12 protein-coding genes and 1 pseudogene are annotated in these 15033 nt (G+C 54.0%); 4 read left to right on the top strand and 9 right to left on the bottom strand.

The window, feature by feature from the left end; all coding sequences use genetic code 11:
- The 4 genes from dnaN to gyrB form a co-directional block, all read left to right on the top strand.
- The coding region (gene dnaN / locus MELB17_RS18590) for a DNA polymerase III subunit beta (protein WP_157133350.1) at positions 1–1056 on the top strand (1056 nt) is incomplete at its 5' end.
- 114 nt (positions 1057–1170) lie between these two features.
- Positions 1171–2445 carry an ABC1 kinase family protein gene (locus MELB17_RS18585; protein ID WP_007351874.1) on the top strand — a complete coding sequence of 425 codons (1275 nt, stop codon included), beginning with the start codon at positions 1171–1173 and terminating at the stop codon, positions 2443–2445.
- Between the two features lie 23 nt (positions 2446–2468).
- Complete coding sequence (gene recF, locus MELB17_RS18580) at positions 2469–3704, top strand: DNA replication/repair protein RecF (protein WP_007351873.1); 1236 nt, start codon at positions 2469–2471, stop codon at positions 3702–3704.
- 52 nt (positions 3705–3756) lie between these two features.
- Positions 3757–6171, top strand: a complete 2415-nt coding sequence (gene gyrB, locus MELB17_RS18575; RefSeq protein WP_007351872.1) for a DNA topoisomerase (ATP-hydrolyzing) subunit B — start codon at positions 3757–3759, stop codon at positions 6169–6171.
- Positions 6172–6301: 130 nt separating this feature from the next.
- On the opposite strand, the gene MELB17_RS25160 is transcribed toward gyrB, so the two are convergent.
- The 9 genes and pseudogenes from MELB17_RS25160 to MELB17_RS18545 form a co-directional block, all read right to left on the bottom strand.
- On the bottom strand, positions 6302–7240 hold the full coding sequence (locus MELB17_RS25160) for a ShlB/FhaC/HecB family hemolysin secretion/activation protein (protein WP_227498970.1): 939 nt from the start codon (positions 7238–7240) through the stop codon (positions 6302–6304).
- Positions 7183–7908, bottom strand: coding sequence for a POTRA domain-containing protein (locus MELB17_RS25155; RefSeq protein ID WP_007351870.1), 726 nt, complete (start codon positions 7906–7908; stop codon positions 7183–7185). Before MELB17_RS25155 ends, MELB17_RS25160 begins: the two co-directional genes overlap by 58 nt.
- Positions 7871–8482, bottom strand: a complete 612-nt coding sequence (locus MELB17_RS18565) for a hypothetical protein (protein WP_227498972.1) — start codon at positions 8480–8482, stop codon at positions 7871–7873. The genes MELB17_RS25155 and MELB17_RS18565 overlap by 38 nt, the downstream gene beginning before the upstream one ends.
- 126 nt (positions 8483–8608) lie before the next feature.
- Positions 8609–8758, bottom strand: a pseudogene (locus tag MELB17_RS26545) (GLUG motif-containing protein); the annotation flags it as partial.
- Positions 8697–9539, bottom strand: a complete 843-nt coding sequence (locus MELB17_RS23355; protein ID WP_007351868.1) for a hypothetical protein — start codon at positions 9537–9539, stop codon at positions 8697–8699. The pseudogene MELB17_RS26545 and the gene MELB17_RS23355, both read right to left, overlap by 62 nt.
- A 24-nt stretch (positions 9540–9563) precedes the next feature.
- Positions 9564–10301 carry a filamentous hemagglutinin N-terminal domain-containing protein gene (locus tag MELB17_RS23350; RefSeq protein WP_007351867.1) on the bottom strand — a complete coding sequence of 246 codons (738 nt, stop codon included), beginning with the start codon at positions 10299–10301 and terminating at the stop codon, positions 9564–9566.
- Positions 10302–10937: 636 nt separating this feature from the next.
- On the bottom strand, positions 10938–11660 hold the full coding sequence (locus MELB17_RS18555; protein ID WP_007351866.1) for a VC0807 family protein: 723 nt from the start codon (positions 11658–11660) through the stop codon (positions 10938–10940).
- A 198-nt stretch (positions 11661–11858) separates the two neighbouring features.
- Positions 11859–13136 (bottom strand): 4-aminobutyrate--2-oxoglutarate transaminase, encoded by a 1278-nt coding sequence (gene gabT, locus MELB17_RS18550; RefSeq protein WP_007351865.1) that lies wholly within the window; start codon positions 13134–13136, stop codon positions 11859–11861.
- Between the two features lie 99 nt (positions 13137–13235).
- Positions 13236–14972, bottom strand: a complete 1737-nt coding sequence (locus MELB17_RS18545; protein WP_007351864.1) for an ABC transporter transmembrane domain-containing protein — start codon at positions 14970–14972, stop codon at positions 13236–13238.
- Between the last annotated feature and the right edge of the window lie 61 nt (positions 14973–15033).

The raw sequence follows: 15033 nt of genomic DNA, 5'->3' as shown, positions 1-15033 counted from the left end.
ATTGCCGGCGTGGTTGAAAAGAAACAGACCATGCCGGTGCTCTCCAACGTGTTGCTGGTAGCCGAGGACAACACCCTGACCCTTACCGGCACTAATATGGAAGTGGAGCTGGTAGCGCGCATCACTCCGGTTCATATAGATCAGCCGGGGCGTATAACGGTGCCGGCACGCAAGCTTGCGGACATTTGCCGTGCGCTGGGTGAGGAATCGCCTATCGAGCTGGACCAGCAGGGCGACCGCCTGCATCTGCGCTGTGGCAAAAGCCACTTCACCCTGGCGACCTTGCCGGCCGAGCATTTTCCCAATGTGGAAGACGAAGCTGAGAGTTTCCGTTTGGAGCTGCCGCAAAAAGAGTTGCGGCGTATGTTCGATAGCACCGCGTTTGCCATGGCTCAGCAGGATGTTCGTTATTACTTGAACGGTTTGTTGTTGGAAGTTGCGGCAGATCACGTTCGTACCGTGGCCACCGATGGTCACCGCCTGGCGATGGCCCATCAGGATGTTGAAACCGGTTGCCCAGAAGCGCGTCAGGTGATCGTGCCGCGTAAAGGCGTACTAGAGCTTGCGCGCTTACTGGATGACGTGGACACACCGGTCACCCTGGTGATTGGCGATAATCACTTGCGCGCAACCGTGGGCAGTTATACGTTCACGTCCAAGCTGATTGAGGGAAAATTCCCCGATTACAACCGGGTTATCCCCCGCGGGGGCGACAAAGTAGTGTTGGCCGATCGCATTACCCTGAAGAATACTCTGCAGCGGGCAGGTATTCTGTCTCATGAAAATATTCGCGGTGTGCGTTTAAATCTGGCCGCCAATGAGCTCCAGGTGTTTGCCAATAACCCGGACCAGGAACAGGCGGAAGACGCGTTGCCGGTAGATTATCAGGGTGAAACCCTTCAAATCGGCTTCAATGTCGGCTATCTGATAGACGTCATGAACGCGTTGGATGATGACCAGGTAAAAGTCACTTTGTCGAACCCTAATAGCAGCGCGCTGATCGAATCCCAGACGGATGCTCGTTGCCTCTATGTGGTTATGCCAATGCGTTTGTAGGTTGCCGCAGGCGGCACCCCACAAACAGCCGGCGTGAGCACCCCGGATATAGTCGGTGTATGCAACTCACGGATAAAAAGTTCTGAAAGGTTTTAATAACAGGAGTTCCGGGGCATGGTCACACGTTTAAAAGACGGTATAAAAGGTGCGTTTCGTATTGGTCAGACCATGAGTGTGCTTGGGCGTATTGGGTTTAACTGGGTGCGCGGTGACCGCCCCCCTGCTCCGCGTTTGTTGCGGCAGACCTTTGAGTCCCTTGGTGCCACCTATATAAAGCTGGGGCAATTCATTGCCAGTTCACCGACCTTTTTCCCGAAAGAGTATGTGGAAGAGTTTCAGGGTTGCCTGGATAGCACCCCAAGCCTGCCGTATCGGGTGATCCGCAAAATCATTGAGGAAGAATTGGGCCGTCCGGTGGAAGAGGTGTTCACAGATATAGACCCGGTAGCCTTGGCCTCGGCATCCATCGCTCAGGTGCATGTCGCAAGGTTGATCAACGGCGAAGAAGTGGTTATCAAGGTGCAAAAGCCCGGCGTGCGCAATATTCTGCTTACGGACCTGAACTTTTTGTACGTATCTGCCCGAATCCTTGAAACTTTAGCTCCAAAGCTGTCGTGGACATCGCTATCCGATATTGTTGATGAAATTCAGCGCACGATGATGGAAGAGTGCGATTTTATCAAGGAAGCCGATAACCTTGAGGTTTTCAGGCAGTTTCTACACAACACTCATAACACTGACGCCACCGTGCCCAAGGTGTATGAGCAGTGTAGCTCCCGTCGCATTTTAGTAATGGAACGTTTTTACGGTGTTCCTTTGACCGATCTGGACAGTATTCGCGGATACACAAACAATCCGGAAGGAACCCTGATTACTGCCATGAACACTTGGTTTTCGAGCCTTACGCAATGCGATTTTTTTCACGCCGATGTACACGCTGGTAACCTGATGGTGTTGCGCGACGGTCGGGTTGGGTTTATCGACTTCGGGATAGTTGGGCGAATTGCGCCCGACACCTGGCAGGCGGTGAACGATTTTATTCAGACTGTGATGGTGGGCAATTTCGACGGCATGGCCGATGCAATGATCCGCATTGGGGTTACTCGACACACGGTTGAAGCCAGTTTGCTTGCTAATGATTTGCGCACGCTTTACTCCAAGATGGATCAGATGGTGCCAGATACCGTTGCTTACACGGCGGACCGGGCCGAAGACGACGTAAATCATCTGCTGATGGATATGGTCAAAGTAGGTGAAAGCCATGGGCTGCACTTCCCGCGGGAATTTGCGTTGCTGTTGAAGCAATTTTTGTATTTTGACCGTTACGTACACATATTGGCGCCGGAAATGGACATGTTCATGGACGACCGCTTAAAGATGTTGCACTAGGGGCTTTGGCCCTTAGTTTTTTTATGGCATTGATTACACTGCAAACCGAACACTTCCGTAACTTGGCGGCAAAGCCTGTTACCTTCTCCCCCGCTTTTAATCTGATAGACGGCGCTAACGGCAGTGGTAAAACCAGTTTGCTGGAAGCCATCGGCTACCTAGGCCTGGGTCGCTCGTTTCGCGTCAGTCGCCACCAGGCTGTCGTTCAACATCAACAGCAGCGATTTACGGTGTTTGGCGGCCTGGATGCCGGCACTCTTAATTGTAGGGGTTCCAATTCTGGCGCGTTCAATTCTGGCGTTCCAAATCCTGATACGGGTAACTCCGATGCTCGCAATTCTTGTATTCCGAATTCTGAACTAAAGGCAGCACCTGAAGCAGGGGCCTCAAGCTATGCGCATCGCTTGGGTATTTCCAGAGATGTCGGCCTTAAGGAGACAGTTCTAAGAGTAGACGGTGAAGCCGTGCGCAATCTGTCGGCGTTGGCGCGACATCTCCCGGTATTGGTGATCGACCCGGGAGTATTTGATATTGTGGCCGGCGGCCCCGGTAAGCGACGGCAGTTCTTGGATTGGTCAGTGTTCCACGTGGAACCTTCTTTTGGCGGCGCCTGGCAGCAATGTCAGCGAGTAATATCACAGCGGAACCAAACGCTGAGAAATGGTAGAATAGATGAATCGTTGATGAGGGCCTGGGATGCCCAGTACGACCTGTTAAGCAATCGAGTGACGGATGCCCGTCTTGCAGCGTTTGCCCTGTTTAAAGAGGCCTTCTGGTTGCTTCTCGGGGAAACCGATGCAGCCTGGGCGAATCAACTAAAGCTGGAGTTTTATCCCGGCTGGGACCATGCCCAACGGTTGTCGGAAGTGCTGGTGAGTCATCGGGATCAAGAACGTCGAATGGGCCACACTTTGTATGGACCCAATCGAGCTGACATTCGTCTAAAAATACAAGGCCGGCCGGTGGCGGAAATACTGTCCCGCGGTCAGCAAAAAACATTGGTTATTTTGATGAAGATTGCCCAAGGCATGGTTTTACGGCCGTTGGGAAAGCAGGTCACGTTTTTACTGGACGACATAAACGCCGAACTCGATAGTCGACATCGGCAAATGTTGGCCGAAAAATTACGATTGCTGCAGTGTCAGGTGTTCATCACCTCCATCGAACAGCAGACGCCCGACACCTTATGGCCGGGGACAACAACGCCCGATTTCAGAATGTTCCACGTGGAACATGGTCAGGTAACGGAAGAACATTAGCTGGCCGCATTTTTTTATCACGCTGCGGCCATCAGCCTTCAGGAGTTTTTTAATGAGTGAATCAGCCTACAATTCCTCCAGTATCAAAGTACTGAAAGGCCTGGACGCCGTGCGCAAGCGGCCTGGCATGTACATCGGCGATACGGACGACGGCACTGGCCTGCACCACATGGTGTTCGAACTGGTAGACAACTCCATTGACGAAGCGCTAGCCGGCCACTGCACAGAAATTGGAATTCGTATCCATCCTGACGAATCTGTCAGCGTGCACGACAATGGTCGCGGCATTCCAGTTGATCTGCACGAAGGCGAAGGCATTTCTGCTGCCGAAGTTATCATGACCGTACTTCACGCTGGCGGTAAGTTTGACGACAACACCTATAAAGTGTCGGGTGGTCTTCACGGTGTGGGCGTGTCGGTTGTTAATGCCCTATCGTCGGTGTTGACGTTAACCATTCGTCGCAGCGGCAAAGTCTACGAGCAGACTTATAACCACGGTGTTCCGGCGGCGCCTTTGCACGAGGTTGGCAGCACTGACGCCAGCGGCACCAAGGTACACTTCATTCCTTCAGAAGCTACGTTCACCAATATCAAGTTTCACTACGAAATTCTGGCAAAACGGGTTCGGGAACTGGCGTTTTTGAACAGCGGTGTACGCATTCGCCTGACCGATGAGCGCAGTGGAAAAGAAGAACTCTTTGAATATGAGGGTGGTTTGAGGGCGTTTGTAGAACACCTGAACACCAACAAAACCCCTATCAATCGGGTGTTCTATTTTACCCAACAGCGTGAAGACGGTATTGAAGTAGAAGTGGCTATGCAGTGGAACGATGCCTTCCAGGAAAATATCTACTGTTTTACCAATAATATTCCACAGCGTGACGGCGGTACGCACCTCGTTGGTTTTCGCACGGCGCTGACTCGTTCTTTGAACAGCTACATTGAGCACGAAGGCTTGGGTAAGAAGGCCAAAGTTAGCACTTCCGGCGACGACGCTCGCGAAGGTCTGACTGCTATCATCAGTGTGAAAGTACCAGACCCAAAGTTTTCTTCCCAAACCAAAGACAAGTTGGTTTCCTCCGAGGTGAAAACTGCTGTAGAACAGGAGCTCTATCAGAGCTTTGCAGCTTATCTTCAGGAGCAGCCCAGTGAAGCGCGGCTAATCGTCAACAAGATGATTGAAGCCGCCCGTGCCCGCGAAGCAGCGCGTAAAGCCCGTGACATGACCCGCCGTAAAGGCGCTCTGGATATTGCCGGTCTTCCCGGCAAACTGGCCGACTGTCAGGAAAAAGATCCCGCTCTTTCCGAACTGTTTATAGTGGAGGGTGACTCCGCGGGCGGTAGCGCAAAGCAGGGTCGGGAACGGCGAAACCAGGCGATTCTGCCGCTGAAGGGTAAAATCCTGAATGTTGAAAAAGCCCGATTTGACAAGATGCTGTCATCAGCAGAAGTCGGTAATCTGATTACGGCTCTGGGCTGTGGCATTGGGCGCGAAGAGTTTAACGTTGAAAAACTGCGTTATCATTCCATTATCATCATGACTGACGCCGACGTAGATGGTTCGCACATCCGCACCCTGCTGCTGACCTTCCTGTTCCGTCAAATGCGGGAAGTGATTGAGCGAGGCCACGTGTTCATTGCCATGCCACCGCTGTACAAAGTAAAGCGTGGCAAGCAAGAGCAGTATCTAAAGGATGAAAATGCCCGCGAGAGCTATTTGACCCAGACCGCATTGGAAGGTGCGCAGCTGTTCGTTAACGCCGATGCGCCTGCCATCAAGGATTCTGCTCTGGAAACCATGGTGAAGGACTATCAGGCCGTGATGGCCATGATTGACCGCCTGTCACGCGCTTACCCGTCTAAGGTGCTGGCGCAGATGCTGCACAATAACACCCTCACATCGGAACAGCTGAAAGACGAAAGCGCCGTTGCCAGTTGGGTAGGTCGCTTGGGTAATAACCTGGAACTGGATACCCGTACTGGCACCAAATACGTGTTCTCGGTACATCACGATACCGAGCGCGATCTGTATCTGCCAATGGTAACCGTGCATTTGCACGGCATGGCCCATGAGCACGTTTTCAGCCATACGTTCTTTGAGGCGCCGTCTTACAAAGCCATCGCCCGCCTGGGTGAAACCCTGGACGCTCTGGTTGAAGAAGGAGCTTACGTTCAGCGTGGTGAGCGTAAGCAGGCTGTTTTGTCGTTTGAAGGCGCCCTTGCCTGGCTGATGAAAGAAGCTCAGCGCGGCCTGACCCTTCAGCGTTATAAGGGTCTGGGCGAGATGAACCCGGAACAGCTGTGGGAAACCACCATGGACCCGGAATCCCGCCGTATGATGAAAGTGACCATTGCAGACGCTTTCGCCGCTGACCAGATGTTCACTACGCTGATGGGTGACGATGTTGAGCCGCGCCGTAACTTCATTCAGACACACGCTTTGGAAGTGACCAACCTGGATATCTGATCTTTTAGATCGACGGACAGATTCATTGTCCTGATAGAAACCATAAAAAACCCCGGCACTCAGGTCGGGGTTTTTTATGGTTCGAGTTTCTAGAGAAAGCATGACCGTATCAACGAAGCCTTTGTGACGATCAGAGCCGTGTCATCGCTGTTACCCAGGCGCGGGGATTGCGATCTGAGGTGTCAGAGACCGGTTCCCCGCCCTGGCCTCTCCAGGCAAGGCTCGCATCCACACTCCACGTTCCGTTGTTGAAGCGCGCGCCGACGCCCTGGCCGGAAATGTCCCGTTCGTTATCGCCCGTCGTCCAGGTTGATTCGTTGATCTTGACGTAACCAGCGTCGTAAAAAACGAAAGGTGTGACACTTCCCATCTGATAGCGCGCCTCCACCTGAGCCAACCAGCCTTCATCCCCGTAGCCTTCTCCGGATGGATAGGCGCGAACTCCATTGGCGCCTCCCAAGCCAAAGTTTTCTGACGAGTCTAAATTCTTGCCCGCCCATTGGGTTGATAGGTGGCTAAAAAGCATGAGGCTGTTCAGGGGTGTCGCTTGCAGGCGCGCCAGGTCCAGGTTCCATTTGTCGAAACTACCCTGGCTTTGAGCGGTAACGGAATCGGTCATTTCGGCTGCAGCGTCCAGGTCGAGCTCCCCATGGCTGTAGCCGAAGCTGCCATAGGTAACACCGCTGCCGCCAAGACCATCACGGTAGTCAAAAATAAGCGTAAGCGGAACGACGTTACTGGATTTGTCACTGCGCGTATCGGTCGCACCCTGTTTATCCAGAAGCTTCTTGTACTGATAGGTGCTGGCCAACGTAAGGTTGGCTTTTTGCAAACGAATCAGCGGGTAAGAAAGGCCTGCGCTTTTGATGTCGGCGGTACCGGTGGCGTCGAGGTTGGCAAACTCCTTGGTGAGTTCGTAGCTTGTGCGGGCATAGCCAAGATTACCGCGCAGACCTGATGAACCAATAGGTAAGCCGTAGCCAAGATTGCCCATCCACTGGCCTTGGTTACTTACGTTACCCCGCACAAAAATCTGATCGCCCAACATGAACGGGCTGTCCCATTGCAGATCCGCAAAAGCTCGGTATTCACCGGTATAGCGATTGCCATGATTGTCCCATCCAGCTGGCCGCGAAAGGTGGGTCCTGGTGCAACATCAACAACCAAGTCGCCAGTACCGGCTTCCTGGCCGGGCCGAATCAGAGGTACAATTTGCATTCCTGGTTGATCGGACAGGATCAAGGTAGTGCGCTCAAGGGCTGCGGTTTCAATCACAGCCCCGGGTGCCAGTGTCGCCAGGAAGAGCTGGGCGGCGGGTGAAAACCGGGCATCGCCCGTGGTGCTGACATTGCTATAGCGGCCCTCAACAAGGGCAATCTGGAAAACCCCATCAGCGAACCTTTGTTCCGGCACCAGAGCACGAGCGAACGGATAGCCTTCTGCCCGGTAATGCTCGCTAATGCGTTGGGCCAGGCCTTGCAGGCCGGCTAGGTCGTAAGGCTGGCTGGTCACATCACCGAGCACATCAGAAAGCGCTTCGCCGGTGAAAATGCTATTACCTGTAAAACTGACCGCTTTCAGCGATACCTTTGCCCCGCCGGGAAGTACCGTGGCACTCAATGGCGTTGCGATTTGAATGTTGGGACTGGCCTTGGGTAATGATGGCACTTCCCGCTCCTGTTGCAGCAACTGACCTACGTCAGGCGCAATTTGAGCAAAAGTGGGCAAGGCAAACAATGCCCGTTCCTGCCACTGTGAAGCGGCTTTTGAGGATGTTGATGTCTATCCCGCTGTAGGTACCCGCATTAATGAAATCAGTCACCGTGTTGCCACCGTATTGGAAGCTGTAGTCGGTTCCCAACGTCCAACCGTTATAGGTGGCGCCAAAGATGGACGATTCGCTCCAGTAGTCGTTCAGGAGGTAGCCGTTACCCTTATAAACGTAAGTACCTCCCAAAGCGGAAAGTGTGTAGTTGAGCGGCGTAATCGGCCCTGCCGTGATCAGCCACAAGGGCGAACCATTCGCCAGTTTTAGGCGCGGGTAGTAGTTACTGCCGGTGTCTGCAACATCTTCGGCGATATCCCAGCCTGCAGCACTGAAAGTGGCGAGCTGGTTCATCTCGGCAGTGCTTTTTCCAGTGACGTTGGTCAGAGTAATGGTGCCACTTTGAGAGCCAATGCCGCTGCTGGCATCCTTGCCACTGGTTTGGGTGTCCCAGAAGCTGTCGCTAATGCTGGCGCCCTCGACAGCTCCGACAAAGCCTCCGACATTGTTGACCATGCCTGTACCCGTGCCAGTGTTGTTCCCCACTAAACCACCCCTGCTGTTATCAATGGCTGTGACAACCCCTGCTGAATAGCTTCGGGATATGGTTCCATTGTTCTGTCCAACCAACCCACCAAAAATATCTTGTAGGAACATATCTGTAACAGATACAGTGCTGTAGCTGTCTGTCACAGTTCCCTGATTAACGCCAACCAGTCCGCCCAGGCGATTACCACCGCGTAAGCTCCCAGTCGAGTAGCTATTTTGAATGGTGCCCCCAGACGCGTTCCAACCGATCAATCCACACCCAAAATGTGCCACCAAAAGTACTACCCTTGGTGTAACTTGCGCTCACGGTTCCTTGGTTGGCGCCGGCCAATGAGTCAACACGCCCGCTCCCTGAAATGTTGCTCTCAATAAGGCCCAGGTTTTGAACCATGGCGCCTGCTCCCAAAAAACCAAAGAGACCGACGTATTCCCCTCGGTTAATGCTCAGACCAGTAATTGTGTGGCCTAGCCCATCAAGGCTGCCACTGAATCTGTTGTTGTTATCCCCGATCGGCAAAAAGCCAGCGCCCCCGTTCCAGCCGCTGGTAGCGCTGGCATCGATGTTGGAACCCAGCACGTAGTTGCCGCCGAGATCACCGTTGATCCCTTGCAGGTCTGTTCTGGTGGTGGAGCTTGCTATACCGAGGCTGGTGATAACCTTCCAAGGCGTTGCAACGCCGTCGCTACCTAGTTTAGTAACGAAGTTGTCGCCCGCTTCCAGGTTGATCGTTCCGCCACCCAAGCTGTAGCTGGCAGAGTTACCACTGGCCACTGCATCTTGGCCATAGTCGAGCTGCACTTGAGCATCTACATTTTGCGCCGTGATATTGGCGTTAATTTTGATGTTGCGGTGTGCCGAGAGGGTTAATTTGGTAGCGGCGCTCCAGCTGACAGCGTCGTTAACGAAAATGTCGCCGTTGGTACCTGTTCCTCCATTAGCGCAAGTCGCACCTACACAATGGGTGCCGCCAGCGCTGGTTTGAATGGTTACTGCATTACTGGCCAGCGCCTCACCTAGCACCGCACCAGTGATGTTGCCGCCGCTGGCAGCCACAGAGAAGTCTTCCGGGTCTATCAGTCATTGCCCGTTCTGACCGGCAGTCGCGGCCGTTGTGACATGCACAGTGTCATTGATTGTGACCGTGAGCGCCGATGTTTCAATAAAGCCGCCATTGCCATTTTCTGGGGTGCTGGCATCCAGTGTGCCAGCTACTTCCACCTTGCCAAGGGCCATATCACCCATCAGGTAAATCTCGCCCTTAGCTCCCGTAGACAGCGCGCGTGCCTCGGTTATACCGGTGTGGTTGATCACGCTTGCGGCCAAGTCGCCTGCTGCTTTGGCGGTGAGATACACCAGACCACCGTTGGCACGAACGGCTCCGCCTTGCTCTATCAGGGTGTTGAGCGCGCCCTCCTGCACTTCCAGTTTTACCGGGCCACCCAGGTTTAACCGCACGGTTCTTCCCGCGCCCATGAGCACGTTGCCTTGCGGGGCAGTGATACTGCCGGTGTTTTCAATACGGGCGGCTATTAGCGCCACGCTGCCATCGTTGGCGGTGGTAATAAGGCCCTCGTTTTTTACGCCGGCAGTGCTGTTGCCGCTGAAGAGATAGTTGCCGTTCATGAAATCTTCGGCTCGGATGTCTAATGTACTAGCCACAAGGCTGCCTACGTTGACCTGAGCGGTGGGCGAGAACAGTACGCCATTGGGGTTGACTAAAAACAACTGGCCATTGGCATTTAAGGCACCCTGAATCACAGAAACATCGCTGCCAAGCACGCGGTTGAGCGCAATGCTACTAGCAGAGGGCTGCAAAAAGTTGTGCGCCTATGGAGAAACTCTGCCAGTCAGCGGCCATGCGCTCGCTGTTTTGGGTGATCGTCAGGGTGTTGCCAGACTGTGTAATCGCGCCGCTGCCGCCGACGATTTGCCCGCCTTTGGGGAGCGGTTGGGCTTGAGCCAGGGCCGGCGAGCGCGAAAGCGGTGGTCAATGCCGAGAGGCGAGGCGACCCGGTTTACTGACGTGCCTTGCGCCCGTTATGTCCAGGGCCTTGAGCAGTGACGGTTTCAGGTACGGTCTGCCAAACAAGGGGTGAAGCGTTCCAAACAACTCGAAAGATAGGGTTCTTGGCACAGAGCCTCGGAAGGATGTCAGAAAATCGGTCGTACGTCGGCAGACGGATAGTTGATATAGCACTAGAAATAAGCGGCGCTACGGTTCAGGCACTTATCATATTTGAGTTTGTAGAAATCTACCTAGGAATATTGAGCCGGCCTTAAATCGCTTCACGGGGGCATCTTCATGGCAGCAATTTGCTCATTATCTTCACGTGTTATTGAGTTGTATGAAATTCGGAGCACCGCCGCTATGGTTCGTCGACATTTTCTAAAATTCAGAATCAAAAAAAAAGCGAGGACTCTCATTCCCGCCGTTTTTATTTAAAAATTTCTTTATTTATCAGCCAGATGGGGAGCCATTACCTGTTCTAGCTTATAACCTGTCAAGCGGCTGATGGTGCGCCACAAGTACCAGAAAATGAGCATCATCATTACCATAGAAGGAATGGCAATCATCGGATAGCTGACCAGCGTCATTCTCCCCAGTTCCTCGTTGAACGCTTGGGTGCCGGCGTCACTGGTCACAATCCAGCGTGCAAGCACGTAGTTCATGATGGATGAGAACAGAAAAGTAGCGGCAAAAAAGTAGCTGGCGTTCAGCAACCGGGCTTCAAATTCTGCGACTTTGCCTTTCTCTATCAACGTTTGGTGAATCTTATCCACGTCCAGCACGTTGGGGTTGTACAGCAAGGTGCGCACCAGTGGGTAACGGGTGCGTGTAGACACCAGCACTGCCAGACCAATCACCGCAGGCACCGCGGCTTCTTTGATGGCCAGCCAGCCGGCGTCCAGTTCCAGCAAGCCAATGCCGCCGGTGAGGGTTACACTGATTATCCCCAATAGGGCGATAAAGTTCTTTTTTCCATAGCGAATTAATTCAAACAGACCCCATCCCAGGGGGAACGCCAGGCCAATAATCAGCGCATTTACGCTGCCCAGGTATTCATCGCCGCTGAACTTCATCAGAATAACGGAAGGGATAACAATACTGACCAGCAGGTCTATCCAGGGCCTGGGTTTGTGATCGGATACAGCGGAAGTATTCGGTGACGTCATGATTCTGCCTGGTTGATGAAACGGCGACGAGGCTGGCAAAGTTACGCGAGCCTCACTGGGCACTGAGCGCAGTATACGAGAAATAAGGGCACCTAAGTAAATACGCCGAGCCTGGCACGGTCGATTCAATTTCTGGTGACTAACAGACACAAAAAAGCCGGGCGCGTGGCCCGGCTTATCAGCGTAAGCGAGTGCGGATTAGGCGCCAGCTTCTTTCAAACACTGCTCCAAAATGGCCAAACCTTCATTCAGTACCTCGTCTTCGATGGTAACCGGCATCAGAAAGCGCAGCGTGTTGCCGTACAAACCACAGCCAAGCAAAATCAAACCTTTGGCTTTGGCGAGTTTGGTAATGGCTGCGACCAACTCTGGCATGGGTTTACGGGTGTCTTTATTTTCCACCAACTCAAACGCAGCCATGGCGCCGAGGGTACGCACATTGTCGACGTGGGCAAACTGCTCCTGCCACTGGCTAAAGCGTTGGTTCAGTTTTTCGCCCAGGCGCTGGCTTTTGCCCAGAATATCCTCTGTCTCGAATACTTCAAACACTGCTAGCGCAGCTGCACAGGCAGTGGGGCTGCCGGCGTAGGTGCCGCCCAAAGAGTTGGGACCACACGAGTCCATGATTTTGTCGGTGCCCACAATGGCAGAAATTGGCATACCGTCGGCCATGCTCTTGGCCATGGTCATCATGTCTGGTTCAACGCCTGTGTGCTCAATTGCAAACATCTTGCCGGTACGGCCAAACCCGCTTTGTACTTCATCCACAATCAACACGATGCCGTTGTCATCGCAGATTGTGCGCAGGGCTTTCATAAAGCTGGTAGGTGCCGGGTAGAAGCCGCCCTCGCCCAATACTGGTTCAATGACAATGGCGGCTGTGTTGCGGGCCGGTGAGTCCGCTTTCATGGTCATGGCCAGGCCACGCAGCGCTTCGTCTTCGCTGACGCCGTGATAGGGCACTGGATAGGGAGCCCGGTACACCATTCCCGGCATGGGGCCGAAGTCGGTCTGGTAAGGAGCCGCTTTGCCGTTCATTGCCATGGTCATGAAGGTGCGGCCGTGATAGCCGCCATCGAAACAAATCACGTTAGTGCGACCGGTCGCTGCGCGGGCAATCTTCACCGCGTTTTCCAGGGCTTCGGCTCCGGAATTGGCCAGCATAACTTTGGCATGACCGCGAACAGGTACCACGTCGCTGAGTTTCTGCGCCAGCCGCACATAGCCCTCGTAGGGCATGACCGTCTGGCAAGTGTGCATTAGTTTGTCTAGCTGGGCTCTTATTGCTTCCACCACTTTCGGGTGGCGGTGGCCGATGTTCAGCACGCCAATACCGCCGGCGAAGTCGATCATGCGTTTGCCGTCTGCATCCCACAGTTCGGCGTTGGTGGCATGATCCGCAAACTGCTCGTTGGGGCTTGCGGCTCCGGCTGCTACGTAGCGTTCTTTGAGTGCTTGAAGTTCTTTGTTAGTCATGCGGTTATACTCCCTGAGTGGGTATATTTGGTCGAGCCTGGATTAAATTTCGCTCGATTTATTGCAAAATTATAAGAACTACGGTAGCACGAAACAACGCTATTCTCCAGTTTGGCTGCGGAACTGGAGCTGCGCCAGGCGCTGGTAGAGGCTGTTTTCCTGCATTAATTGCTGATGGCTGCCCACTGCCAGTAAACGGCCCTGGTCAAATACCGCAATGCGATCTGCATTCCGCACCGTGGCCAGGCGGTGGGCAATGACCAGCGTGGTACGGCCGGTTGTGAGTGCTGGCATGGCCTGCTGAACCAGGTTCTCGCTATGGGCATCCAACGCACTGGTGGCTTCGTCTAGCAGCAGAATGGGAGCATCCGCCAATAGCGCACGGGCAATGGCGAGGCGTTGCTTCTGGCCACCGGACAGACCCAACCCGCCATCACCCAGTCGGGTTTGGTAGCCGTCGGGTAGAGCCACGATAAACTCATGGGCGTGGGCAATGCCCGCGGCCTCTTCGACATCTGCCTGAGTCGCCTGCGGACGTGCGTAGCGAATGTTATCGGCAACCGTACCGTAAAACAACGCAGGGTTTTGTGGCACCAAGGCAAAGCAGCTGCGCAGGGCTTGCAGTGATACATCGCGAGTATCTGTGCCATCAATGCGTACGCAGCCGCCGCTGGGTTGATAAAAGTGTAGCAGTAGATCAAACAAGGTGGATTTGCCCGCCCCTGATGGCCCTACGATCGCTAACGTCTCTCCTGCCCGCACCTCAAGGCACACGTTGTGCAGGGCGGGCTGAGCACTGCGGCCAGGGTAGCTGAATGTCAGGTGTTCAAGACGTATTTCACCTTTTACCGGCTGAGGAAACTGCTCGGGTAAATCGATCGGGCGCTGAAACTCAGACTGGGTCTGCAATAGCTCGAATAGCCGTGCGGCTGACCCTGCCGCCCGTTGCAGTTCCCCAATCACTTCACTGATGGCGCCGGCGGCAACACCCACCAATAAGCTGTAAAACACAAAGGCAGCCAGCTCGCCCGGCGTAATGCGGCCGTAAATCACATCCAGACCACCAATCCATATGACCACGCCCACCGCTCCCATCACCAGAGTAATGGCCATGGTGGTTAGCCAGGCGCGCTGGCGAATGCGGGCATGGGCGATATCAAAGGCGTTTTCAGAAACTTCAGAAAAATGCTGGCGGTCGTGGGGCTGATGGTTGAACGCTTGCACGGTTTTTATCTGCGTTAAATTTTCGCCCACGTAGCTGCCCACATCGGCTACCCGGTCTTGGCTCAAGCGCGACAGCTGCCGCACACGGCGGCCAAAAATAACGATGGGCACAATCACCAGCGGAAAACCCAGCACTATGACTGACGCCAGCTTGGCGTTGGTGATAAACAACAACAGCAAGCCGCCGACCAGCATCAGCGCGTTCCGCAGCGCAATCGACACCGTGGAGCCAATCACTGATTGCAGCACCGTGGTATCAGCCGTAAATCGCGACTGTATTTCCAGCGCCCGGTTGCTCTCGAAAAATCCTGGGTTCAGATCAATCAAGTGGTTGAACACCCGTTTACGGATATCGGCGACCACCCGCTCGCCAATCCACGACACCAGATAAAACCGGGCGAAAGAACCCGCCGCCAGGCCAATAACCAAAACAAAAAACAGCCCCACAGCCCGCGCCAGATTGGCCGGTGACTCGGTGGCCAACCCTTGGTCCACCAGAATACGTAGCCCCTGACCTAATCCAAGGGTGATTCCCGCCGTAATAACTAGGGCCACTATCGCACCAGCAACGGCTTTGCGATAGGGATGAATAAACCCGACAACCAGTTTCAAAGCCTCGCGATGAACGGTGTTGATAGTGTGCCTCCTGATGAGTGGGTACTGTAAACTCCCG

Source organism: Marinobacter sp. ELB17 (genome assembly GCF_000169375.1).
Classification (GTDB): domain Bacteria; phylum Pseudomonadota; class Gammaproteobacteria; order Pseudomonadales; family Oleiphilaceae; genus Marinobacter.
Note: the sequence above shows the minus strand (reverse complement) of the source record. Positions and strands in the feature narration are given on the sequence as shown.

What these genes read in the sequence shown, in the direction of transcription:
- recF (WP_007351873.1), top strand. Translation starts at nt 2,469, where the DNA reads ATGGCATTGATTACACTGCAAACCGAACACTTCCGTAACTTGGCGGCA.
- MELB17_RS18555 (WP_007351866.1), bottom strand. Translation starts at nt 11,660, where the DNA reads ATGACGTCACCGAATACTTCCGCTGTATCCGATCACAAACCCAGGCCC.
- gabT (WP_007351865.1), bottom strand. Translation starts at nt 13,136, where the DNA reads ATGACTAACAAAGAACTTCAAGCACTCAAAGAACGCTACGTAGCAGCC.
- gyrB (WP_007351872.1), top strand. Translation starts at nt 3,757, where the DNA reads ATGAGTGAATCAGCCTACAATTCCTCCAGTATCAAAGTACTGAAAGGC.
- MELB17_RS18585 (WP_007351874.1), top strand. Translation starts at nt 1,171, where the DNA reads ATGGTCACACGTTTAAAAGACGGTATAAAAGGTGCGTTTCGTATTGGT.